19 protein-coding genes are annotated in these 20,754 nt (G+C 55.5%); 3 read left to right on the top strand and 16 right to left on the bottom strand.

Going from position 1 to position 20,754, the window contains the following annotated elements; translation table 11 throughout:
* The 3 genes from hutU (at position 1) to TH25_RS17550 (ending at position 3,412) form a co-directional block, all read left to right on the top strand.
* Entirely contained in the window at positions 1 to 1,674 is a 1,674-nt protein-coding gene (gene hutU, locus TH25_RS17560) for a urocanate hydratase (RefSeq protein WP_114089610.1), read from the top strand.
* Positions 1,675 to 1,676: 2 nt separating this feature from the next.
* Positions 1,677 to 2,273 carry a HutD/Ves family protein gene (locus TH25_RS17555; RefSeq protein WP_114089609.1) on the top strand — a complete coding sequence of 199 codons (597 nt, stop codon included), beginning with the start codon at positions 1,677 to 1,679 and terminating at the stop codon, positions 2,271 to 2,273.
* A 176-nt stretch (positions 2,274 to 2,449) separates the two neighbouring features.
* The gene (locus tag TH25_RS17550; protein WP_258549206.1) at positions 2,450 to 3,412 is read left to right on the top strand and encodes a nucleotidyltransferase family protein; all 963 of its coding nucleotides are present in this window, start codon (positions 2,450 to 2,452) and stop codon (positions 3,410 to 3,412) included.
* A 28-nt stretch (positions 3,413 to 3,440) separates the two neighbouring features.
* Here the strand turns inward: TH25_RS17550 and TH25_RS17545 are convergent, their stop codons facing one another.
* From TH25_RS17545 to TH25_RS17470, 16 genes are all read right to left on the bottom strand, one after another.
* The gene (locus TH25_RS17545) at positions 3,441 to 5,447 is read right to left on the bottom strand and encodes a sigma-54-dependent Fis family transcriptional regulator (RefSeq protein WP_114089607.1); all 2,007 of its coding nucleotides are present in this window, start codon (positions 5,445 to 5,447) and stop codon (positions 3,441 to 3,443) included.
* Positions 5,448 to 5,545: 98 nt separating this feature from the next.
* Positions 5,546 to 6,619 (bottom strand): 2,3-butanediol dehydrogenase, encoded by a 1,074-nt coding sequence (locus TH25_RS17540; RefSeq protein WP_114089606.1) that lies wholly within the window; start codon positions 6,617 to 6,619, stop codon positions 5,546 to 5,548.
* Positions 6,616 to 6,984: a carboxymuconolactone decarboxylase family protein gene (locus TH25_RS17535; RefSeq protein WP_220151449.1), complete on the bottom strand. Its 369-nt coding sequence runs from the start codon at positions 6,982 to 6,984 to the stop codon at positions 6,616 to 6,618. The genes TH25_RS17540 and TH25_RS17535 overlap by 4 nt, the downstream gene beginning before the upstream one ends.
* Positions 6,984 to 7,772, bottom strand: a complete 789-nt coding sequence (locus TH25_RS17530; protein WP_114089605.1) for an SDR family NAD(P)-dependent oxidoreductase — start codon at positions 7,770 to 7,772, stop codon at positions 6,984 to 6,986. The genes TH25_RS17535 and TH25_RS17530 overlap by 1 nt, the downstream gene beginning before the upstream one ends.
* 92 nt (positions 7,773 to 7,864) lie before the next feature.
* Positions 7,865 to 8,977: an acetoin dehydrogenase dihydrolipoyllysine-residue acetyltransferase subunit gene (locus TH25_RS17525; RefSeq protein WP_114089604.1), complete on the bottom strand. Its 1,113-nt coding sequence runs from the start codon at positions 8,975 to 8,977 to the stop codon at positions 7,865 to 7,867.
* Positions 8,978 to 8,979: 2 nt separating this feature from the next.
* Positions 8,980 to 9,987 carry an alpha-ketoacid dehydrogenase subunit beta gene (locus tag TH25_RS17520; RefSeq protein ID WP_114089603.1) on the bottom strand — a complete coding sequence of 336 codons (1,008 nt, stop codon included), beginning with the start codon at positions 9,985 to 9,987 and terminating at the stop codon, positions 8,980 to 8,982.
* A 71-nt stretch (positions 9,988 to 10,058) separates the two neighbouring features.
* Positions 10,059 to 10,403 carry a thiamine pyrophosphate-dependent enzyme gene (locus TH25_RS25780; protein WP_473243030.1) on the bottom strand — a complete coding sequence of 115 codons (345 nt, stop codon included), beginning with the start codon at positions 10,401 to 10,403 and terminating at the stop codon, positions 10,059 to 10,061.
* Positions 10,381 to 11,037: a thiamine pyrophosphate-dependent dehydrogenase E1 component subunit alpha gene (locus TH25_RS17515; RefSeq protein ID WP_473243029.1), complete on the bottom strand. Its 657-nt coding sequence runs from the start codon at positions 11,035 to 11,037 to the stop codon at positions 10,381 to 10,383. The genes TH25_RS25780 and TH25_RS17515 overlap by 23 nt, the downstream gene beginning before the upstream one ends.
* A gap of 25 nt (positions 11,038 to 11,062) precedes the next feature.
* Positions 11,063 to 12,076, bottom strand: a complete 1,014-nt coding sequence (locus TH25_RS17510) for an ATP-NAD kinase family protein (RefSeq protein WP_114089643.1) — start codon at positions 12,074 to 12,076, stop codon at positions 11,063 to 11,065.
* A gap of 300 nt (positions 12,077 to 12,376) precedes the next feature.
* On the bottom strand, positions 12,377 to 13,228 hold the full coding sequence (locus TH25_RS17505) for a tetratricopeptide repeat protein (protein ID WP_258549205.1): 852 nt from the start codon (positions 13,226 to 13,228) through the stop codon (positions 12,377 to 12,379).
* Between the two features lie 58 nt (positions 13,229 to 13,286).
* A complete protein-coding gene (locus tag TH25_RS17500; RefSeq protein WP_114089602.1) occupies positions 13,287 to 15,533 on the bottom strand; it encodes a methyl-accepting chemotaxis protein in 2,247 nt (748 codons plus the stop codon).
* 236 nt (positions 15,534 to 15,769) lie between these two features.
* Complete coding sequence (locus TH25_RS17490; protein WP_114089600.1) at positions 15,770 to 17,524, bottom strand: ABC transporter substrate-binding protein; 1,755 nt, start codon at positions 17,522 to 17,524, stop codon at positions 15,770 to 15,772.
* Positions 17,525 to 17,665: 141 nt separating this feature from the next.
* Entirely contained in the window at positions 17,666 to 17,938 is a 273-nt protein-coding gene (locus TH25_RS17485; RefSeq protein ID WP_114089599.1) for a DUF2160 domain-containing protein, read from the bottom strand.
* 24 nt (positions 17,939 to 17,962) lie between these two features.
* The gene (locus tag TH25_RS17480; RefSeq protein WP_073956907.1) at positions 17,963 to 18,766 is read right to left on the bottom strand and encodes a carbohydrate ABC transporter permease; all 804 of its coding nucleotides are present in this window, start codon (positions 18,764 to 18,766) and stop codon (positions 17,963 to 17,965) included.
* A 1-nt stretch (position 18,767) separates the two neighbouring features.
* Positions 18,768 to 19,640 carry a carbohydrate ABC transporter permease gene (locus tag TH25_RS17475; protein ID WP_114089598.1) on the bottom strand — a complete coding sequence of 291 codons (873 nt, stop codon included), beginning with the start codon at positions 19,638 to 19,640 and terminating at the stop codon, positions 18,768 to 18,770.
* A gap of 14 nt (positions 19,641 to 19,654) precedes the next feature.
* Positions 19,655 to 20,746 carry an ABC transporter ATP-binding protein gene (locus tag TH25_RS17470; RefSeq protein WP_114089597.1) on the bottom strand — a complete coding sequence of 364 codons (1,092 nt, stop codon included), beginning with the start codon at positions 20,744 to 20,746 and terminating at the stop codon, positions 19,655 to 19,657.
* Positions 20,747 to 20,754: the final 8 nt, after the last annotated feature.

The following is a 20,754-nucleotide window of genomic DNA, read 5'->3' as shown; positions in this document are numbered from 1 at the left end:
ATGAGCAATCCGCGCCATAATATTCGTGACATCATCGCACCGACCGGTACCGAAATTTCGGCCAAATCCTGGCTGACGGAAGCGCCACTGCGCATGTTGATGAACAATTTGCACCCGGATGTTGCCGAAAACCCGCATGAACTGGTGGTGTATGGCGGCATTGGCCGTGCAGCACGCACCTGGCAGGATTTTGACCGCATTGTCGCGTCGTTAAAATCGCTGGAAGAAGACGAAACGCTGCTGGTGCAGTCGGGCAAGCCGGTGGGGATTTTCCGCACCCACAAGGATGCGCCGCGTGTTCTGATTGCGAATTCCAACCTGGTGCCGCATTGGGCGAACTGGGATCATTTTAACGAACTCGATAAAAAGGGTTTGATGATGTATGGCCAGATGACGGCCGGTTCCTGGATTTACATTGGCAGCCAGGGCATCGTGCAGGGCACTTACGAAACCTTTGTCGAGGTGGGCCGCCAGCATTATAACGGCGATCTGAAAGGCAAATGGGTTTTGACTGCGGGTCTTGGTGGCATGGGCGGGGCCCAGCCGCTGGCCGCCGTGATGGCCGGGGCCTGCTGCCTGGCGGTTGAATGCAATCCGGACAGCATCGATTTCCGCCTGCGCACCGGCTATGTCGATGCCAAAACCGACAGCCTGGACGAAGCCCTGGACATGATTGACCGCTGGACCAAGGCAGGCGAAGCAAAATCGGTCGGCCTTTTGGGCAATGCCGCCGAAATTGTGCCGGAACTGGTCCGCCGTGGCGTGAAGCCGGATCTTGTCACCGACCAGACATCGGCCCACGACCCGGTAAATGGCTACCTTCCCAAGGGCTGGAGCATGGGCGAATGGAAGGCCAAACGCGAAAGCGACCCCAAAGCGGTTGAAAAGGCCGCCCGTGCCTCGATGCGTGAACATGTCGAGGCGATGCTGGCCTTCCACGAACAGGGCATTCCGACCATCGATTATGGCAATAATATCCGTCAGATGGCCAAGGAAGAAGGGCTTGAAAACGCCTTTGATTTCCCCGGTTTTGTCCCGGCCTGCATTCGCCCGCTGTTTTGCCGGGGCGTTGGCCCGTTCCGCTGGGCGGCCCTGTCGGGCGACCCGGAAGACATTTACAAAACCGATGCCAAGGTAAAGGAAATCCTGCCCGATAACCATCATTTGCATAACTGGCTGGATATGGCGCGCGAACGCATTTCCTTCCAGGGGCTGCCCGCCCGTATTTGCTGGGTTGGTTTGGGCGACCGTCACCGCCTGGCCCTTGCCTTTAACGAAATGGTCGCCTCGGGCGAACTCAAGGCGCCGATTGTGATTGGCCGTGACCATCTTGACAGTGGCTCGGTCGCATCGCCCAACCGCGAAACCGAAGCGATGCAGGATGGCTCCGATGCGGTTTCCGACTGGCCGCTTTTGAATGCCCTTCTCAACACCGCATCGGGTGCGACCTGGGTCAGCTTGCATCACGGTGGCGGTGTTGGCATGGGCTTCTCGCAACATGCGGGTATGGTGATTTGTGCCGATGGCAGCGACGATGCCGCCCGTCGCCTGGAACGTGTTTTGTGGAACGACCCGGCGACGGGGGTGATGCGCCATGCCGATGCGGGCTATGACATTGCCATTGATTGCGCCCGCGAACATGGCCTGCGTTTGCCCGGTATTCTGGGTAACTGACCATGAATGCGCCTTCGGCCGTCCGCATTTTGCGGGCAAGTGACTATCGCCGAATGCCGTGGAAAAACGGTGGCGGGGAAACAGTGGAAATCGCCGTTTTCCCTGCCAATGCCGGGCTGGATGATTTTGCCTGGCGCATCAGCATGGCAACAGTTGCCAGCGATGGCCCGTTTTCCAGCTTCCCCGGGATTGATCGCACCCTTTCCATTCTGCACGGGGCGGGGATGACGCTTGTGATTGGTGATAAGGTCCCTGTCACACTAACCCGCGATACGGAACCTTATCCGTTTGCCGCCGATGTTGCGACATCGGCACTGCTGGTGGATGGTCCCATTACGGATTTGAATGTGATGACCCGGCGAGGTCACAACACACATCGCGTTACCCGGCATGTCGTTAATGGTACTCAAACCCTCACGACATCGGAAAAAGCGGTTACGGTCATACTGGTTCAGGATGCGGTTGAAATTGTTGAAGACAGCGGCGAAAGCCATGAATTGCAACCCCTTGACGCCATGATGTGTGATCCTTCAGTCGCCAATCTCACCCTGAAAACAGGCAAACCCGCAACGGTTTACGAAATTGTGTTAACATCGTAAACATTTTGGCGGGTTGATAGTCCTTGAAATACTGCACATAAAATAATTTGTGCAGTATTTTCAGTTTCTGTTACCATACTGCACATGAAATAATTTGTGCAGTATGGCGGGTTATGGCCGGAAATTACCGAAATCTCAGTGCAACAGCGGTTGCGACATATACGGATTTGCTTCGTTTGCTAAAGGACGAGCAGGTGTTGGATGTGCGCGGCACGCCCGAACTGCGCGTTTTGAACGGGCGCGAATACTGGTATGACCGTTACCGCTTGGGGACAGATACCATCGTGCGCTTCATTGGCCCCAATAACGATGACATGCGCCAACGCATCGAACGGATCAATGCCATCCGGGCGGAACAAAAAGAACGGCAAAAACAGTGTGGCCGCCTGATGCGTATTTTACGGGCCGAAGGCCTGTTGCCGGTGGATCGGGGCACGGGCAGTTTGCTTGCCGCAATGGCGCGGGTGGGGGTGTTTCGTCTGGGTGGGGTGCTGGTCGGCACCAATGCCTTTCGCCTGTATGAGGGCGAATTGGGCATTCGCCTGACGACGGATGACCTAGCCCAGACAATGGATGTCGATATCGCCAGTTTCGAGCGGTTGTCTGTCGCAATTGATGATCAGGTTGATGAAAATCTGGGTGATGTTTTTGCCGATCTGAAATTTGAAGCCGTTCCCTCGCAGGAAGGGCGGACATTCTGGCGCTGGAAACAAAAACAGGATGGCTCCCTGGTGGAATTTTTAAGCCCGTCCTTTGATGAACAGGAAAGGGTTAAAAACCTGCCCGCCCTTGGTGTCAGTGCGCTGTCCCTACATCACCTCAATTACCTGATCGCCGATCCCATCAAATCGGCAGTATTGTATCGCAATGGCCTGTTGGTGAATGTGCCGCGCCCGGAACGCTTTGCCATTCACAAACTGATCGTGGCGGACCGCCGTCATGGCAGCGATGTCGCCCTTAAACAGCGCAAAGACCAGCAACAGGCCGCCCTGTTGATCGAGGTTTTGGCACAGGATCGTCCCTATGACCTCAAGGAAGCGTTAGAGGACGCGCGGGACCGTGGCCCCAAATGGCGCAACCGGATTAAGAACACCCTTGGCAAAATGCCGCAAACAGCAGAGATTTTGGCCGGGCTTTAAACCGTCATTTTGCCTGTCCATACATGTTCTAAATCCGGTTCACATCAGAAAACCTGTTTTGTTTGATCAGATGACCCAGGCCGAACCGCTGCAAACGGCGATATATGGTGCTGCGATTGACATTGGCCTGCCGGGCCACCGCCGAAATATTGCCATCACAGGCCATGATCAGGGTACGCAGCCTTGCGGCCTCGTTATGATCATTGGTCGGCGGGACGACATGACGGGCCGGATGGTTGCCATTTGCCGCAAGCAGCGGTCGTGGTTTTGCCGGTTGGCCTTGCCCTTTATCGACGATTTCGGGGGGCAAATCATCCGGGGTGATAACCGCGCCGTCACACAGGGCAGCGCACAGGGCGCACAGATTGACAATTTCCCGCACATTTCCCGGCCAGTCATGGGCCAGCAATATATTCATGGCCTCGACTGAGAAAGTAGGGCTACCGTCGGTCTTGCGGGCAATATGTTCGATCAGCCACTGCATATCGGCCCGGTTGCGAACGGCGGGAATATCCAGCGTCAGCCCGTTTAGGCGGTAATAAAGGTCCTGGCGGAATTCACCCCTGGCAACAAGCTGGGGCAAGTCGCGGTGAGAGGCGGAAATAACGCGAATATCCACCGGTTCCGCCCGGCTGCCACCCACCGGCATCACTTCGCGTTCCGATAAAACACGCAACAGCCGGGCCTGCATGGCAAGCGGCATATCGCCAATTTCATCCAAAAACAGGGTGCCGCCGTGTGCTTCGCGGATCAGGCCTTTTTTGCCTTTGCCATTGGCCCCGGTAAAGGCATTCGCGGTATAGCCGAACAATTCGCTTTCAATCAGGCTTTCGGGCAGGGCCGCGCAATTAATCGCAATAAACGGCCCCCGGCGCTGGCTGGCCTTGTGCATGGCGTGCGCAATAAATTCCTTACCCGTGCCGGTTTCACCGCGCAAAATGATGCTGATTTGCCGGTCAACCAGTTTGGCGGCCTGTTCGGCCAGTTTTTGCAGGGCCGGGTCGCCGCCATGAATGTTTTGCAACGGCGCTGGCAGGGCGTTGATAACCCGTCTTTTGATCGCGGCCACCGGCGGTACAGCGCGGGCAAAGGTAAATTCGCCACTTTGCAGTTCGATCATGCCATCGCCATTGCCACGTGAACGCGACAGTTTCGGCAGGTCTTCCGGGTCATAGGCAAACAGGTCGGAAAAAGTCCGGCCAATCAATTGTCCGGTGATAGTCGCGCCATTTTGCGTGTTATGAAATTGATCGGGCAGGGAGCGGGCCAGAAGTTTATGCGCATTATGGGTCATGCCACGAATGCGCCCGTCGGTGCCAATGGCAATGGCGGCCATCGGGTCCACATCAAGAAATTCTGCCGTGGGATGAAGCCGCAAAATCCAGTCCTGCCGGTGGGTTTGCACCAGATTTGCCATTTCAATGCGCCGCACACAGGATTTCATGACTTCCAGGGTCAGGGCCTGGCTCATTTTGTCTTGTGGGGCTTGCAGGTGTGACAGGTCCAAAACCCCGATCAGGGTGCCTTTTGTGTCGTGAATGGGCACTGCCGTGCAGGAAAGCGGGGTTAATGCCATATCAAAATGATCGGTGCGGTGAACAATAATTTCGCGCCCCGTCATCAGGCAGGCCCCAACCCCATTGGTGCCCACATGGCTTTCATGCCATTCGGACCCGGCAATCAGCCCGGCATGGCGTAATTCCCGATCCAGGTCTTGATCACCGATGGTGTCGATGGCAACACCCTGTGCATTGGTCAAAAGCAGGATATAGCCCATCGCATTGACCCGGCGATAGAGATCTTCCATGCCGTAGCGGGCCATGCACAGCAATTCTTCCGATGCCTGGCGATGATGGCGCAATTCCTGCTGTGTTAGTATCCGCGCACCTTCATATCGCGTCGGGTCCAACTGGTGGTCGTATAAACAGCGTCGCCAGGAAGCCTGCACATCCTCGTCGCGTTGGGGGCTTTTTTGCCCTTCTGCCACGCGCATGATTTCGAGGGTATGGGGCTGATTGTTATTTAGCCTTCCCATTGTTTCCTCCCATAATATGGGGCGGTCAAAATACCATCTTTGACCACCCCATAGCAAAGGTCTTATCTGTGTTGACTTTATGGCGCTGACAAAAACTGTCAGGCTTTAAGATCAATCAGAATTTTAAGCTCCGACCCGGCCGGGTCGAGCAGGGCGTCAAACCCGTCTTTGACAGCCTGGTCCAGCGTGATTTTTTTGGTTACAACGCGGGATGCCGGCACGGCACCTGATGAAATAAGGTCAATCGTGCGCGGCCAGCTATGGGTCGGGTAGCACCATGACCCGCGAATTTCGGCATCCTTGAAAGTCAGCTGGAAGAAATCAAGGCTGCCTTTGCCCGGATGCAGGCCGGTCTGAACAATCACGCCCTGTTTGCGAACGGCATCCAGGCAGGATTGTAGGGCATGTTCATTGCCAACACATTCGAGTGCGATGTCACAGCCCACACCGTCCTGGCTGTGGGCGCGCACCACATCGCCAACATTATCCTGTTTGGGGTTGATGGTGATCACACCGGGTACAATCTTGCGGGCAAGCTCCAGGCGGGTTTCGTTCAGGTCTGAAACAAACAGTTTGGTCGCCCCAAAGGCACGGGCGCAAAGCAATGCCAGCATGCCAATCGGGCCAGCGCCCGTAACCAGCACACTGTCACCGGCCGTGATACCCGCGCGGTCGCAGGCATAAACACATACCGCTGTCGGTTCGACAAGGGCGGCTTCCTCGTCACTCATGCTATCGGGGATTTTTTCAACATTATAATCATTAAGCAGCGCCATTTCCGACATACCGCCGGAAATCCAGCTTAACCCGACCAGCGCCAGGCTGCCCGAAAGGTTAAACAGGCCCCGGTCGGCAAAATGTTCGTCATTGCGCGGCATGATCAGCGGTTGCACCGACACACGATCGCCGATGGCAACTTTGCTTACACCTTCGCCAATGGCAATAACTTCGCCGCCAAATTCGTGGCCCAGTACTTGTGGGGATGTTGCGCCGGTAAAGGGATGTGCATCTGTGGGCACAAAAATGGGGCCACTCACATATTCATGCAGGTCGGTACCGCAGATCCCCACATAACGGTTGCGAATGACAACCTGGCCGGGGCCGGGTGCGGGCGGCTGGTCGATATTTTCAATCCGCAGGTCTTTTGCAGCGTGAAATCTCAGGGCTTTCATGCAGGTTCTCCGTTTTGCAGGGCATCAAAAATGGTCAGGGCCTTGGCGGCATAAACCGTGCCCGGTCCACCGGCCATTTCAATGCTGATCGCCAGACTTTCAACAAGCTGTTGGCGGCTGGCACCATGTTTAAGGGCTTCGTTAATGTGAAACAGGATGCAATCCTCGCATCCTTTCGCGACAGCAATGGCAACTGCCATCAACTCCTTGATCGCGGGTGACATTTCGCCTGTGCGATTGGCCGCCTGCATCACACCGCGAAACGCGGTCATGGTGGTTTTATCGGCGGCATACAGGTTCATCGCGCGGCTGTTAATGGCGTTCAGTTTGTCCTGCACGCTGGTATTGTCCGGGTTCTTGCTCATCAAACCAGTACCATCCCGCCATCAACCATCAGGCTTTGACCGGTCATATAGTCCGACCCGCTGGAGGCAAGGAAAATACTGACCCCCACCATGTCGTCGGGGCGCGAGGGCCGACCCATCAAAATATCGGCTGAAAAACCGTCAAAGGCTTCGTTGTCGCGTTCGGTCAGCCCTTCATCGACAAAGCCCTTGTCGATCAGTTTCCACATATCGGTGGCAACCACACCGGGGCAGATGGCATTGACATTGATTTTATGTTTGCCAAAGGCGCGGGCCGCCGCCTGGGTTAAGGCCACCACGGCAAATTTGCTGGCGGAATAATGGGCCAGCGGTTCATAACCCTGTTTCCCGGCGATCGAGGCGGTATTGATGATTTTGCCTCCCTTGCCCTGGGCGATAAAATGTTTGGCCGCTTCCTGGGTGCCAATCAAAACACCCATCGCATTCACATCCATCACCCGGTGCCAGTCATCTTCGGTGATGTCGTTGAATTTTTTCACATGCGCTATACCGGCATTGTTAAACATCGCATCGAGTTTGCCGTTCTTTTCGACCGTTTTAGCAATCAGCTCGGTCACACTCTGGCGGTTGGTGACATCCACCGTCATGCCAATGGCCTTTCCGCCCGCTGCCGAAATATCTTCGGCGGTTTTGGAGGCGGTATCGGCATTGATGTCGGCGACAATCACATGGGCACCGGCCCTGGCAAGGCCCGCGGCAATCGATTGGCCGATGCCCTGTCCCGCACCGGTGATGATGATGGAACGGTCTTTTACGGAATTATTCATTTCGTTTCCTCCCGCAGGATGGGGTGAACCAGGCCGCCACAAGGGCAGGGCGACCTGATCTGTTTTTGTTTTAGGATGTTTTTTGTGCCGGGCTAATCCAGCGAGGCGGCGATTATTTTATTGACCTCGCCCGCATGTTCCATTTGCACCATATGCCCGGCACTGCCCAGTACATGGGGTTTGACATCCGGCAGGTTTTGGGCATGGCTGGCGGGGATGATGGCATCATTCTCGCCCCAGATCACCGTGATGGGAATGTCAAGGGTGGCAAGCTTATCGGCAATGATCCGGGCCTGTTTGCCATCCCTGAACGCCGTGGTCGAAAGTTGCGTCAGGAAGTCCTGTACACCGTCCAGGCGTTTATATTTCAAAAGGTCCTGCACCATCGCACGCGACACCAAGCTTTGATTATAAAACAGGTGGGTCAGTACCGGTTTCAACTCCTTGCGCCCGGCCGCATTGACAAAGCCATCAATGTAATCCTTGTTGATGTCTTCGCCCAAACCGGCGCTGCATATCAGTGTTAGCGATGCCACCCGGTCGGGGTGATCAAGGGCGGTTGACCCGGCCACCAGACCACCCATCGAATGGCCGACCAGATGGGCACGCTTGATGTCGCAATGATCCATAAAATCCAGCAGCGTTTGGGTAAAGATGCCTGGATCACCCGGATCAACCGATTTGACCGATTGGCCGTGACCGGGCAAATCCAAAGCGTAAACTGGCGCATGTTCGGCCAGGGCATCAATGTTAAACAGCCAGTTATCCAGATCCCCGCCAAAGCCATGAATCAAAACAATCGGTGTTTGATCGGCATTGGCGCCGGTTTGTTCGGCATAACGGATTTTGCCAATCGGCAGTTCTATAACGTGGTAGGCTGGTCCGGTATCTTCGTCCTCTTCGTCACTCACCGGTGTTTCATAGGCACTGACATAGGCGTCGATTTCTTCTTCCGGCACGGATGCCGGTGCCATTACCGCCAATAAGGCCCGGACCGGATAAACCTCGCCTGCCGTGCCGACAATCCGGCGCACGGTGCCGCCATCGGCGGCTTCGACGACATTGGTGATTTTGTCGGTTTCCACATCCATGATTTCATCACCGACCTTCACCTCGTCACCTTCCTTGATGTGCCAGTCGGTCAGTTTGCCTTCCTGCATGGAAAGGCCCCATTTGGGCATCAGGATCGGGGTAATTTCGGTCATGCTTAACCCTCCATCGTTTTTCTGGCGGCGTCAGCAATGCTTTGCGCTGACGGGATATAGATGTCTTCTAACGAAGGGGAGAACGGCACGGGTGAATGCGGGGCCGTCACCATCTGGATCGGGGCTTTCAGGTCATCAAACCCGTCCTGTGCGACATTGGCCGCAATATCCGCCGCAATCGAACAGCGCGGGTTGGCTTCATCCACACACACCAGCCGCCCGGTCATTTCGACACTTTCCAGCACGCTATCCATATCGATGGGCGAGAGGGTTCTAAGATCGATGATTTCGGCCTCGATCCCGTCCTTTTTCAGCATGTCGGCGGCCTGTTCGGCCCGCTGCACCATTTGCCCATAGGTCACAATGGTGACATCGCCGCCTTCACGCACGATATTGGCCTCGCCAAAGGGGATGGTATAGGGTTCCTCGGGCACGTCCGCCGTGCTGGCATACAGGTTTTTATGTTCGAGGAAAATTACCGGGTCATTGTCGCGAATGGCCTGGATCAGAAGCCCTTTGGTGTCATAGGCGTTGGACGGGCAAACAACCTTTAACCCCGGAATATGGGTGAAAAGCGGGGTCAGCATTTGACTGTGCTGGGCGGCAGCCCGAAAACCCGCCCCGCACATGGCACGAATAACCACCGGCGTTTGCGCCTTGCCACCAAACATGTAACGGAATTTGGCCGCCTGGTTAAAAACCTGGTCCAGACACACACCGATAAAATCGACAAACATCAGTTCCGCCACCGGTCGCAGGCCCGCCGTCGCTGCCCCAATGGCCGCCCCGACATAGGCACTTTCCGAAAGCGGGGTATCAAGCATTTGTTTGGGGTGTTTGTGATACAGCCCCTTTGAAACGCCGAGCACACCGCCCCATGCGTCATCTTCGCCAGGTGCGCCTGATCCGCCCACAATATCTTCGCCCATCATGATCACGGTGGGATCGCGGCTCATTTCCTGATCCAGGGCTTCGTTAACCGCATCTTTCATGCTGATGATCCGTGCCATTTTGCACTCCTGTTTTTTCTGTTTTCGCTGGCCGTGAAGGGCCGTTTCCTCGGGAGGGTTTAAGCCCCGGTTCAGTTCACATAGACGTCGGTTGTTAAATGCGTGGCCCCCGGTTCCGGGGCGGCAATGGCAAGTTCGACGGCTTCGTCAATCAACTGGCCAACTTCATCATCAATGGCATCCAGCTCGGCTGCGGTGATGACACCGGCATCAATGACCTTGGTGCGAAACAGTTTCAGGCAGTCATTATGTTCACGGTTATGGTCGTTTTCCCCCGGTGCCTTGTAGGTTTGGGCGTCCCCCTCGAAATGGCCGAAAAACCGTATGGTTTTGCATTCCATCAGGGTTGGTCCGGCACCTTCGCGCGCACGTTTGATGATTTCGCCCGCCGCTTCAAAAACGGCAAAAAAAATCAACGCCGTCCACCGTAACGCCGGGCATGCCAAACCCGGCAGCGCGGTCCACATAGCTGTCAGATGCGGTTGCGTAATCGACCGATGTGGCCTCGGCATAGCCATTGTTTTCGACAACAAAAATGGCCGGAAGGTTCCAGATGGCGGCCAAATTCATGCTTTCCAAAACCGTTCCCTGGTTGGCGGCACCATCACCAAAAAAGGTGATGCCAATGCCGTCATGGCCCAGTTTTTGCGCGGCAAGCGCGGCCCCGCAGGCCAGCGGCGCACCGGCCCCCAAAATGCCATTGGCCCCCATCATGCCCAGGCTAAGGTCGGCGATGTGCATGGAGCCGCCTTTACCACCGCAACAGCCGGTGGCTTTGCCATAAATTTCGGCCATCATCGCCTTGACATCAACGCCCTTGGCAATGCAATGACCATGCCCGCGATGGGTGGAGGCAATGCGGTCCCGGTCATGCAGGTGCATCATGATGCCAACGGCCGTGGCTTCTTCACCGGCATAAAGGTGGACAAAACCGGGAATTTCGCCACGGGCAAAATCCACGTGCAAACGTTCCTCGAAATCGCGGATCGTTTTCATTTTGCGATAGGCATCCAACAGCCGTTCTTTGGGTAACGGGAATGGGCTGGACATGAGGAAAACCTCCCTGTGTTTGTTGTCAGTTTCTGGTTTGGATAAACAGCCCGGCCTGGGCGGCGAACCGCATGCAGGCCGGGACATTGATGGTGCGAAAGGCATTGGCAACCAGCCGCACCGAAATCTCGTCATTTTGATCAAAGGTAACTTCGCGTTCCCCGTCAAAGGCCAGCGTTCCCGCCGGGATGGAGGGGGTATGGACACTTTCGGCTGTCATGGGCGTGATGGACTGAATGCCGACTTTGTCCATCAGTCCAGGCGCAATCGGGGCGTTTAAAACCCGGTTTGCATCCGGTGACAGGACGATATGGCGCCCCTCCGGGGTGCCACGATCCACCGGATCGGTCAGCCCGACGATCGAGGACATGCCAATGGCACCAGGCAGACCAAATGTAACGAAAAGATCGCGAAAACTTTGCGTTTTCCAAATGGCGCGGGCACCAACAAAGCGATCATCGACAACCGCCATGTCCACAAGCGCAATGTGCCGGTCGCCATTCACCAAAATTTCCAGCCATTTGTTGTGCATATAGGCCTGATCGGCAGGCACCTGCCCGGTTGCGGCAAGGCCAACGGCAAGCCCGGTAATGGTGGGTTCGCGCAAATCGGGGAAGGCATTGTTGGTGCCGGTTGAAACCCCGGCAATGGGAATATCGGCACAGGCCTGCAACACAACGCGATGGGTACCATCCCCACCCAGAACGATAATGGCCGCCACATCCTGCTCGGCCATGATTGTGGCGGCAAGGGCACTGTCACTTGCGGTCATGGTGACGGGCATGTCGATATAGGAAACACGCGGGAAGCCGTGATGGCCCATTTTGCGTTCGCGTTCGATGCTGCGCATCAGATGAAAGCGGATGCCGCTGTTTTCCGGCATCATCACGACATCTTCAACCCCGGTTGCACCAAGGGCGGCCAACATGCGCAACACAATATTGGCACGGTCATTAATCGGCAGGTTGCCTGCATGTGATATGACCCGTCGAATATCCCGGGCCGAGATTGGATTGGCAATTATGCCTATTTTTTTCATGGTTTCCTCAATCTTCCTCCCTGAGGTGAAACCATGATTTGCAAGCGTTATGCCAAACGGTAAGTGTTTATTTTCAATAACTTGAATTTGCACCTGTTGCAGCAAATGCAACAGGTGTTGCGCGATGACTGCTGCAACATTCCATCATCTGCAACAGGTTTTCTGTTGCGCGAAAAAAACAAAAATGCCATCGCTCCGTCAGAAACGATGGCATTGTGACTATAGTGGAAATCATATTTCAGATACTGAAATATCAAATTTCCCGTAATCAGGATTGCACAGCCACGGGAATGGCTATTGTCAAGGTTGAATGACGCAAGGCCGCCACGGATGCCACGGCTGGTATTCTGCGAAAAACGATTTCAGGAACTGATCAACTTTGTCACGATTATCGGCCCGGGCGTCGGGGGTCATATCGGCATCAAGACGGGCGCAATTTTTGGCAATCGCATTGCCAATTTCCTTCCAATCCACATTTGCCTCATGGCCGGGCAGGCCGGATGCAATCGCGCACCAGCCCATTGCCTGAGCCTTATCATCGGATTTTTCGTAATCCTTGGCCAAATACGCCGCTGCGTGGGTTTCGCCATGTTGTGCGGCTTTGCGCAACCAGTCTTCCCGTTCCTGCCGGTTTTTGGCAAAACGTGTCGCGATCATGGTGCCTGCTCTGGGATCACCGGCAGCCCAGGCATTTTCAAACTGTTCGCGGGCGTCATCCATACGGTCATTTTGCAAATGATCAAGACCCAGCCACATCAGGGCCTGGGCATTGCCCTGCCGGGCGGCATCTTCATACAGAACCTTTATGTCGTGCATCGATCCCTGTGTGGCTTCCAGCCGCCTGGCCTGCAAAATCTCGGCATCGGGATGGCCGCCCTGTGCTGCCTGATCAAGCATTTCCCACCCGGCCTGTTGATTGGCAGCAAGCCCGGCCCCGTTGATCATTTGACAGGATAAAAGATATTGCGCCGTTGCATCGCCGTTTTGCGCCAAAGGCTGAAAAATGCTGGCCGATTGTTCAAACTTTCCCTGCTGATAAGCGGCAATACCATCCTCAAGGGCCGGGCCGGCAAAGGCCATACCTGACGAAACAGCAAGTACGCCAAGCGATGTGGCAAGGTGACGAAACGATAAGGGCAATGACCGGGGCATGAAATTTCCTGTGCGGTTTTGGGCAAGGCACGATGATGTTGAAAGGCGATAATGAATGTCAGGGTGTCGGGGCAGGGGATGAAGATGTGCCCCCGTCAGAACGAATGGATCCGAGAAATTCCCGCACCCGGCCCGAAAGATCATCGGAATGATGGCGCAGCCGGGTGGTGGCCTGCTGCAGGCCGTCCATTGCCGCCAGATTATCGGTTGCGGAGCTGCTGACCTGGTTGATGGTGTGGTTCATTTCGCGGGCTGCCAGCGCGGACTGCTCCACATTCGAAGCAATTTCGGCAACGAATTCCTGCTGTTCTTCCACCGCGCGCGACATTTCCTCGACGGTCTCATGAATGGCGGAAATGCTGTTGCCAATTTTGGCAATCGCCTCAACCGCAATACCAGTGGTGGACTGAATATCGTTAATCCGCCGGGCGATGCGGTCGGTTGCCGTGCCGGTTTGATTGGCAAGGTTTTTCACCTCGCTGGCGACAACGGCAAAGCCCTTGCCGGCATCGCCTGCACGGGCGGCCTCGATGGTGGCATTCAGCGCCAACAGGTTGGTTTGCGCCGCCACATCCTGGATCAGGCTCAGGATTTCGCCAATTTCGCTGGCACCGGTTTCAAGCTCGCGCATGGTAGTGTTGGTTTCCGTTGCAATATCCACCGCGTTTTCTGCCGCCACCAGCGATTTTTGTGCCCGTTCTCCGGTTTCGCGCACACGCTCCGAAAGCGACTGTGCTGCTTGGGAAACCGACGCCATATTGATTGAAATTTCTTCGGAGGCACTGGCCACATCGGTGGCACTGCCTGATGCAATCTCGGCCTGATCACGTACATTGTTTGATGTTTGGGCGATGTCTTCGGCCTCGCTGGAAACCTGGCCTGCCACAGTTGAAATCGATGCCTCGAACGCATCGGCAAGGGACAGCATGGCGGCACGTTTTTCTTCTTCGCCAGCGGCCCGTTCGCGTGCCACCTGCTGTTCGGCCTCGCGGGCGGACAGGGCCGTTGCGCGAAACTGGCGCAAAATACCCGCCATCACGCCAATTTCATCGCGGCCATTGTCGCGCACTTCGGTGTCCAGGTTGCCATTTGCCACTTCGCGCAACCCGGCAATCACGCGCAGCAACCGTTTGATCAGGTTGCCACGTACGTAAAACACCAAAATCAGCAGGGAAATAACCAGCACGCTGGTGCCAATAATCGCAATAAGCTGCTGGTCGCGGGCAACTTTTGCCAGGGTGGATTCCGCCTTGTTATCGACTTCAAGGCGTTTTTCCGAAACCAGTTGGGCAATGGCCGCGCCAAGCTGTTGGGCACTGGCAAGGGTGTCGTTCAGGGTTTTTTGTGTTTTGGCCTGGTTATCCCATTCCGTTTCGCGCAGGGTGAAAACACCATCATCCCCCTTGCCAAAAGCAAGAAGGGCCTTGGCAAAATCACGGATTTTGCTGCCATCATCATTGTCGGGCAGTTTTGCCAGGGCATCGGTAATGCGCAATTCCGCCCAGTTCCATTTATTTCGCACTTCATCCATCGCATCGCCTTCTGGCACGGCAATGGCGGCGGTCAACATGCCAAAGGCCAGGTTGATATTGGCGCGAATTTCCGCGAGCAATTGCGAAAAGGCAATAACGTCCTTCAAGCTGGCGGCGGCATCGCTATTGCCATTGGCAACCCGGCTGATGCCGCGCGATACATCAATGTCGGTGACTTCAATCAGCGGGCTTAGATAATCCGACAGGTCGGCATAGGCATAAACCATGTCCAGTGTCATGTCACCGCGCCGCTTTTGCAGGGCAAGGCGGGCCTCGGTAAGCTGTTGCAGGGTCTGGCGGCGGGCAACAATTTCGTTGAGCCGGTCGGAAAGGGTGGTGAGCGAGGCTTCGTTATTGCCATTGGCAATAATATCATCCAGGCGGCTGCGCGCACTGGCAATCAGGGCATCAAGCCGTTCTTCGGTGGCTTGCAATTCCTTGCTGTTGCGCGATGCCGCCAGAACAGGTGCCTGGGCGGCAAGCCCGGTGCCATCCATTGCCAGTTCCATCTGACCAATGATGGAGGGCAGGCTTTTGCTGGCAATTTCGTCCACCAGCAGGCGGGTATTGCCAAAGGAAATCCAGGAGACGACAGAGGAAATGCCCGCAAGGACAAGAATGACGGCAAAAGATGCCATCAAGCGCCCCTGAATGCCAATTGTAAAACGCGCCGATGATGCGCGGCCTGGCTGCCCTGCTTTGCGCGATTTTCGGGGTGCGGGTGCACTGGCGGTTGCGCCCTGCGAACCGCGTGCGGATTTTAGGAATTTCATTGGTTTCCTCCCTGCCGGGGGCCTTTGGTGAAAGGCGGTTTGGTCGGCAGTCCCTGATATTTCAGGGGCATGGATGAATCCGGTTTGCCGGATTTCAGATATTTGATGAACCGGTCAAAGACATCAAAATCGTCTTTGCAGACAATAAAGACCGTAAAAAAGCAGAATTTGCTGAAATGGCGGAAGATGACGGCAAACCCGCCATCTTCCGCATCCAATATCAGTTGGGCTGCGCCTTATTTCACGCGGCCTTCACGCCATGCCTGGATCAGATCGTCATATTTGACGGTCTCGCCCTGCGGCTTTTCATTGGCGAGTTTCGGTTTCGGTGCACCGGGCTGGTCAAACCAGTATTGTGCGTCGCGTTCCTCGTTCAGTTTCGGGGCGCAATCACCACCGATACCGGCACGACCCAGACGTTCCATCACCCGGTCCATCGAATTGGCAAGGTTGTCCATCGCTTCCTGCGGGGTCCGTTCACCGGTGACGGCTTCGGCCACGTTCTGCCACCAAAGCTGGGCCAGTTTCGGATAATCCGGCACGTTGGTCCCGGTCGGCGACCAGGCAACACGGGCCGGGCTGCGATAGAATTCAACCAGGCCACCCCATTTCGGGGCAATGTCGGTCATCGCCTGGGTATCCAGGTCAGACTGACGGATCGGGGTCAGACCGGTCAGGGTCTTTTTCAGTGACACGGTTTTCGAGGTCACGAACTGGGCATACAGCCAGGCAGCCTTGCGGCGTTCCAGCGGGGTGGACTTCATCAGCGTCCAGGACCCCACATCCTGATAGCCCAGTTTCATGCCTTCTTCCCAATACGGGCCATGCGGCGACGGGGCCATACGCCATTTCGGCATACCGTCCTTGTCAACAACAGGAATGCCGTCCTTGACCATATCGGCGGTAAAGGTCGTATACCAGAAAATCTGCTGGGCGATATTGCCTTGTGCCGGAACCGGGCCAGCCTCGCTAAAGGTCATGCCGGCGGCCTCTGGCGGGGCATAGGCCTTCAGCCAGTCGATATATTTGGTCAGGGCATAAACCGATGCCGGGCTGTTGGTGGCACCCCCGCGGGTCACATTGGCACCAACGGGTGCACAACCTTCAACGCGGATCCCCCATTCATCCACCGGCAGGCCGTTTGGCAGGCCCTTGTCGCCTTCGCCAGCCATCGACAGCCATGCGTCGGTGAAACGCCAGCCAAGGGACGGGTCTTTTTTGCCATAATCCATATGGCCATAGACCTTTTTGCCGTCGATTTCCTTGACGTCATTGGTAAAGAATTCGGCGATGTCCTGATAGGCAGACCAGTTAACCGGCACACCCAGATCGTAGCCGTATTTGTCCTTGAACTGCTTTTGCAGGTCGGCACGCTGGAACCAGTCATACCGGAACCAGTAAAGGTTGGCGAACTGCTGGTCAGGAAGTTGGTAAAGTTTGCCATCCGGGCCGGTGGTAAAGGAAAGACCGATAAAGTCCTTCAGATCCAGGGTCGGGGATGTCACATCCTTGCCTTCGCCATCCATGAAATCGCTTAACGGCACGACGGCATTATAACGGAAGTGAGTCCCGATCAGGTCGGAGTCATTGACATAGGCGTCATAGATATTGCGGCCAGATTGCATCTGGGTCTGCAATTTTTCGATAACGTCGCCTTCGCCGATCAGATCGTGGTTGATTTTGATCCCGGTGATTTCGGAGAAGGCCTTGGCCAGCGTTTTGGATTCATATTCATGTGTGGTCAGGGTTTCTGACACCACATTGATTTCCATGCCGCGAAACGGTTCGGCTGCCTTGATCAGCCATTCCATTTCTTTCATCTGGTCTTCTTTGCTCAGGCTCGATGGCTGAAATTCGCTATCGACCCATTTCTGTGCCGCGTCAGTATACTGGTCGGCCATCGCCGGATTGGCAAGAACTGCCAGCCCGAGTGCAACCGCAACAGCACTGCCCCTGATAACGGCAGAGGAGCCTTTGGCTTTAACGATCATATCGTTCCTCCCTGTTGGTCTTCCGTTAAATTGCCAGTTCATGAAATCCGGCACACCATAACGGGGGAAGACCGGTGCCCGTTATGGCGAAACTCAAAAGCGGTCGGGACGCGGTAGGACGCCTTCCCGGTCGCAACATTCTTAACCCCAGCGCATCACAACAAGCAGCCACACGACCGCAATGCCTGATGCGTAATAAATGCTGGCATCGGTAAAGGCCAACCAGCCAAGGTGAATATAGGCAGCCCCCAGCAGGCTGATGAACAGGCGATCCCCCCGGGTTGTCACCAGCGGCAGGAAACCCCGCCGGGGAATGGTGGGTGATGCCGCCTGCCACAGCCCCATAATGAGGAGCATCAGCGCGACACAACCAAAAAAGATTGCCGTAACCGGTGTCCAGGCCATCCATGACATTGTTCGTAATCCTTTCTCTTCCGGTTAAACCCGGCCCATCGCAAAGCCTTTGGCGATGTAATTGCGGACAAACCAGATAACAAGCGCACCCGGTACGATGGTCAAAACCCCGGCGGCCGCCAAAACACCCCAATCCAGGCCCGATGCCGAAACCGTGCGGGTCATGGTTGCCACAATCGGTTTGGCATCAACCGAGGTCAGGGTGCGGGCCAGCAGCAGTTCCACCCAGCTGAACATAAAGCAGAAGAACGCCGTCACCCCGATGCCCGAACGGATCAGTGGAATGAAGATGGTGGCAAAGAAACGCGGGAAGGAATAACCGTCGATATAGGCGGTTTCGTCGATTTCCTTGGGAATACCCGACATGAACCCTTCCAAAATCCACACCGCCAGCGGCACGTTAAACAGGCAGTGCGCCAGGGCGACCGCGATATGCGTATCAAACAGCCCGACCGACGAATAAAGCTGGAAAAAGGGCAGCAGGAACACGGCCGGCGGGGCCATGCGGTTGGTCAGAAGCCAGAAAAACAGGTGCTTGTCGCCGGTAAAGTTGAACCGCGAAAAGGCATAAGCCGCGGGCAGGGCCACTGTAAGCGAAATCACCACATTGATCGATACATAGATCATCGAGTTGATATAACCCGAATACCAGGCCGGATCGGTCAGGATCGTGGCATAGTTCGCCAGGGTCGGATTATCCGGGAACAGCGTCATGGATCCCAGAATTTCGGTATTGGTTTTGATCGACATGTTGAACAGCCAGTAAATCGGCAGCAACAGAAACAGGATATAGACCAAAAGGGCGATGTGACGTTTCTGGAACTTCATTTTATTGTTCTCCCCGCTGTCCGGCGTTCATCACGACGGTATAGAAAACCCAGCACACCAGCAGAATGATCAGGAAATAGATCAGCGAGAATGCCGCTGCCGGTCCAATGTCAAACTGGCCAACCGCCATGCGTGTCAGATACTGGCTGAGGAATGTGGTGGCGTTACCCGGCCCGCCGCCTGTTAAAACAAAGGGTTCGGTGTAAATCATAAAGCTGTCCATGAAGCGCAGCAGAACGCCAATCACCAGAACCGACTGCATTTTGGGCAATTGAATGAAGCGGAAAACCGCCCAGCGCGACGCGCCGTCAATTTTTGCCGCCTGATAATAGGCATCGGGAATGGAGCGCAAACCGGCATAGCACAGCAGCACAATCAGGCTGGTCCAGTGCCACACATCCATCACCAGAACCGTCAGCCAGGCCGCAACCGAGCTTTGGGTATAGTTATAGTCAATGCCGATCTTGTTGAGAAAATAGCCGCCAAGGCCAATATCGGCACGGCCGAAAATCTGCCAGATGGTGCCCACCACATTCCAGGGAATAAGCAGGGGCAGGGCCAGCAGCACCATGCAGGCCGAAACACCCCAGCCCTTGCGCGGCAAAGTCAGGGCAATACCAATGCCAAGCGGAATTTCAATTAACAGCACACTTAACGAATAGCCAATCTGGCGCAGCAGGGCTTCGTGCAGGCGATAATCGGTCAAAATCCGTTTGAACCATTCGGTGCCGACAAAATAGCGTGTTTGCGGGTCCAAAATGTCCTGCACGGAATAGTTCACCACCGTCATCAGCGGAATGATGGCACTGATCGCGACGATAAAGAAAACCGGCAGTACCAGGAACCAGGCCTTGTTATTGGTAATCTTGTTCATTTTCCTGCCTCCCCTTATGCAACCAACTGGCTGTCGGCGTAAATTTTGGTCCATTCCTGCGGGAATTGCAGGAAACCACTTTGCCCGACAATCTGCTGGTCCTCGCCGACTTTGACTTTCAGTTCGGTAGTGCCAAAGCGGGTGGTGGCGATTTTGAACTGCCCCAAATCCTCGACCTTGACGATATTGACTTCAATGCTGCCTTCGGGCGCTTGGCCTTCGGTATGCAGGCGGACAAATTCGGGGCGAATGCCCAGTTCGGTTTTGCCCGATGCTTTGCCAAGTGCGGTTAATTGCTGATCGCTTAGCGCAATGCGCTGCCCGTCAATCCAGGCGGCACCGTCGTCGATATTGCAGGGCATGATATTCATGCCGGGACTGCCGATGAAATAACCGACAAAGGTATGGGCCGGGTTTTCAAACAGTTCCTGTGGGGTGCCAAGCTGGACCACCTTGCCGCCATACATGACGACAACCTTGTCGGCAAAGGTCAGGGCCTCGATCTGGTCATGGGTGACATACACCATTGTCGGGCGCAGCTTGTTGTGAATTTCCTTGAGCTTGCGGCGCAAAACCCATTTCAGATGCGGGTCAATCACGGTCAGCGGTTCGTCAAACAAAATGGCCGAAACATCATCACGCACCAGGCCACGGCCCAGCGAAATGGTCTGTTTCTCGTCCGCTCCCAGGCCGCGCGCCTTTTGTTTCAGCTTTCCGCTTAAATCCAGCATCTCGGCAATTTCATGCACCCGGGCGTGAACGCGTTTTTCATCCACCCCGCGATTGCGCAACGGAAAGGCCAGGTTTTCATACACCGTCATGGTGTCGTAAATCACCGGAAACTGGAAAACCTGCGCAATATTGCGCTGTTCCGGGGCCAGGTTGGTCACATCCTTGCCATCAAACAGGACCTTGCCATGCGACGGGGTCAACAGTCCCGAAATGATGTTCAAAAGGGTGGTTTTGCCGCAGCCCGACGGCCCCAGCAGGGCATAGGCCCCGCCATCTTCCCAGACATGCTCCATCCGGCGCAGGGCATAATCCTCGTCGCCTTTCGGGTCCGGAAAATAGGAATGGGCAAGGTTATCAAGATCAATACGTGCCATTTTAACTC

The sequence above is a fragment of the Thalassospira profundimaris genome, from assembly GCF_003326755.1.
GTDB lineage: Bacteria > Pseudomonadota > Alphaproteobacteria > Rhodospirillales > Thalassospiraceae > Thalassospira > Thalassospira profundimaris_B.
This window is presented reverse-complemented; position numbering and strand designations above follow the sequence as displayed.

What these genes read in the sequence shown, in the direction of transcription:
- hutU (WP_114089610.1), top strand. Translation starts at nt 1, where the DNA reads ATGAGCAATCCGCGCCATAATATTCGTGACATCATCGCACCGACCGGT.
- TH25_RS17555 (WP_114089609.1), top strand. Translation starts at nt 1,677, where the DNA reads ATGAATGCGCCTTCGGCCGTCCGCATTTTGCGGGCAAGTGACTATCGC.
- TH25_RS17545 (WP_114089607.1), bottom strand. Translation starts at nt 5,447, where the DNA reads ATGGGAAGGCTAAATAACAATCAGCCCCATACCCTCGAAATCATGCGC.
- TH25_RS17540 (WP_114089606.1), bottom strand. Translation starts at nt 6,619, where the DNA reads ATGAAAGCCCTGAGATTTCACGCTGCAAAAGACCTGCGGATTGAAAAT.
- TH25_RS17535 (WP_220151449.1), bottom strand. Translation starts at nt 6,984, where the DNA reads ATGAGCAAGAACCCGGACAATACCAGCGTGCAGGACAAACTGAACGCC.
- TH25_RS17530 (WP_114089605.1), bottom strand. Translation starts at nt 7,772, where the DNA reads ATGAATAATTCCGTAAAAGACCGTTCCATCATCATCACCGGTGCGGGA.
- TH25_RS17525 (WP_114089604.1), bottom strand. Translation starts at nt 8,977, where the DNA reads ATGACCGAAATTACCCCGATCCTGATGCCCAAATGGGGCCTTTCCATG.
- TH25_RS17520 (WP_114089603.1), bottom strand. Translation starts at nt 9,987, where the DNA reads ATGGCACGGATCATCAGCATGAAAGATGCGGTTAACGAAGCCCTGGAT.
- TH25_RS17515 (WP_473243029.1), bottom strand. Translation starts at nt 11,037, where the DNA reads ATGTCCAGCCCATTCCCGTTACCCAAAGAACGGCTGTTGGATGCCTAT.
- TH25_RS17510 (WP_114089643.1), bottom strand. Translation starts at nt 12,076, where the DNA reads ATGAAAAAAATAGGCATAATTGCCAATCCAATCTCGGCCCGGGATATT.
- TH25_RS17505 (WP_258549205.1), bottom strand. Translation starts at nt 13,228, where the DNA reads ATGCCCCGGTCATTGCCCTTATCGTTTCGTCACCTTGCCACATCGCTT.
- TH25_RS17500 (WP_114089602.1), bottom strand. Translation starts at nt 15,533, where the DNA reads ATGAAATTCCTAAAATCCGCACGCGGTTCGCAGGGCGCAACCGCCAGT.
- TH25_RS17490 (WP_114089600.1), bottom strand. Translation starts at nt 17,524, where the DNA reads ATGATCGTTAAAGCCAAAGGCTCCTCTGCCGTTATCAGGGGCAGTGCT.
- TH25_RS17485 (WP_114089599.1), bottom strand. Translation starts at nt 17,938, where the DNA reads ATGTCATGGATGGCCTGGACACCGGTTACGGCAATCTTTTTTGGTTGT.
- TH25_RS17480 (WP_073956907.1), bottom strand. Translation starts at nt 18,766, where the DNA reads ATGAAGTTCCAGAAACGTCACATCGCCCTTTTGGTCTATATCCTGTTT.
- TH25_RS17475 (WP_114089598.1), bottom strand. Translation starts at nt 19,640, where the DNA reads ATGAACAAGATTACCAATAACAAGGCCTGGTTCCTGGTACTGCCGGTT.
- TH25_RS17470 (WP_114089597.1), bottom strand. Translation starts at nt 20,746, where the DNA reads ATGGCACGTATTGATCTTGATAACCTTGCCCATTCCTATTTTCCGGAC.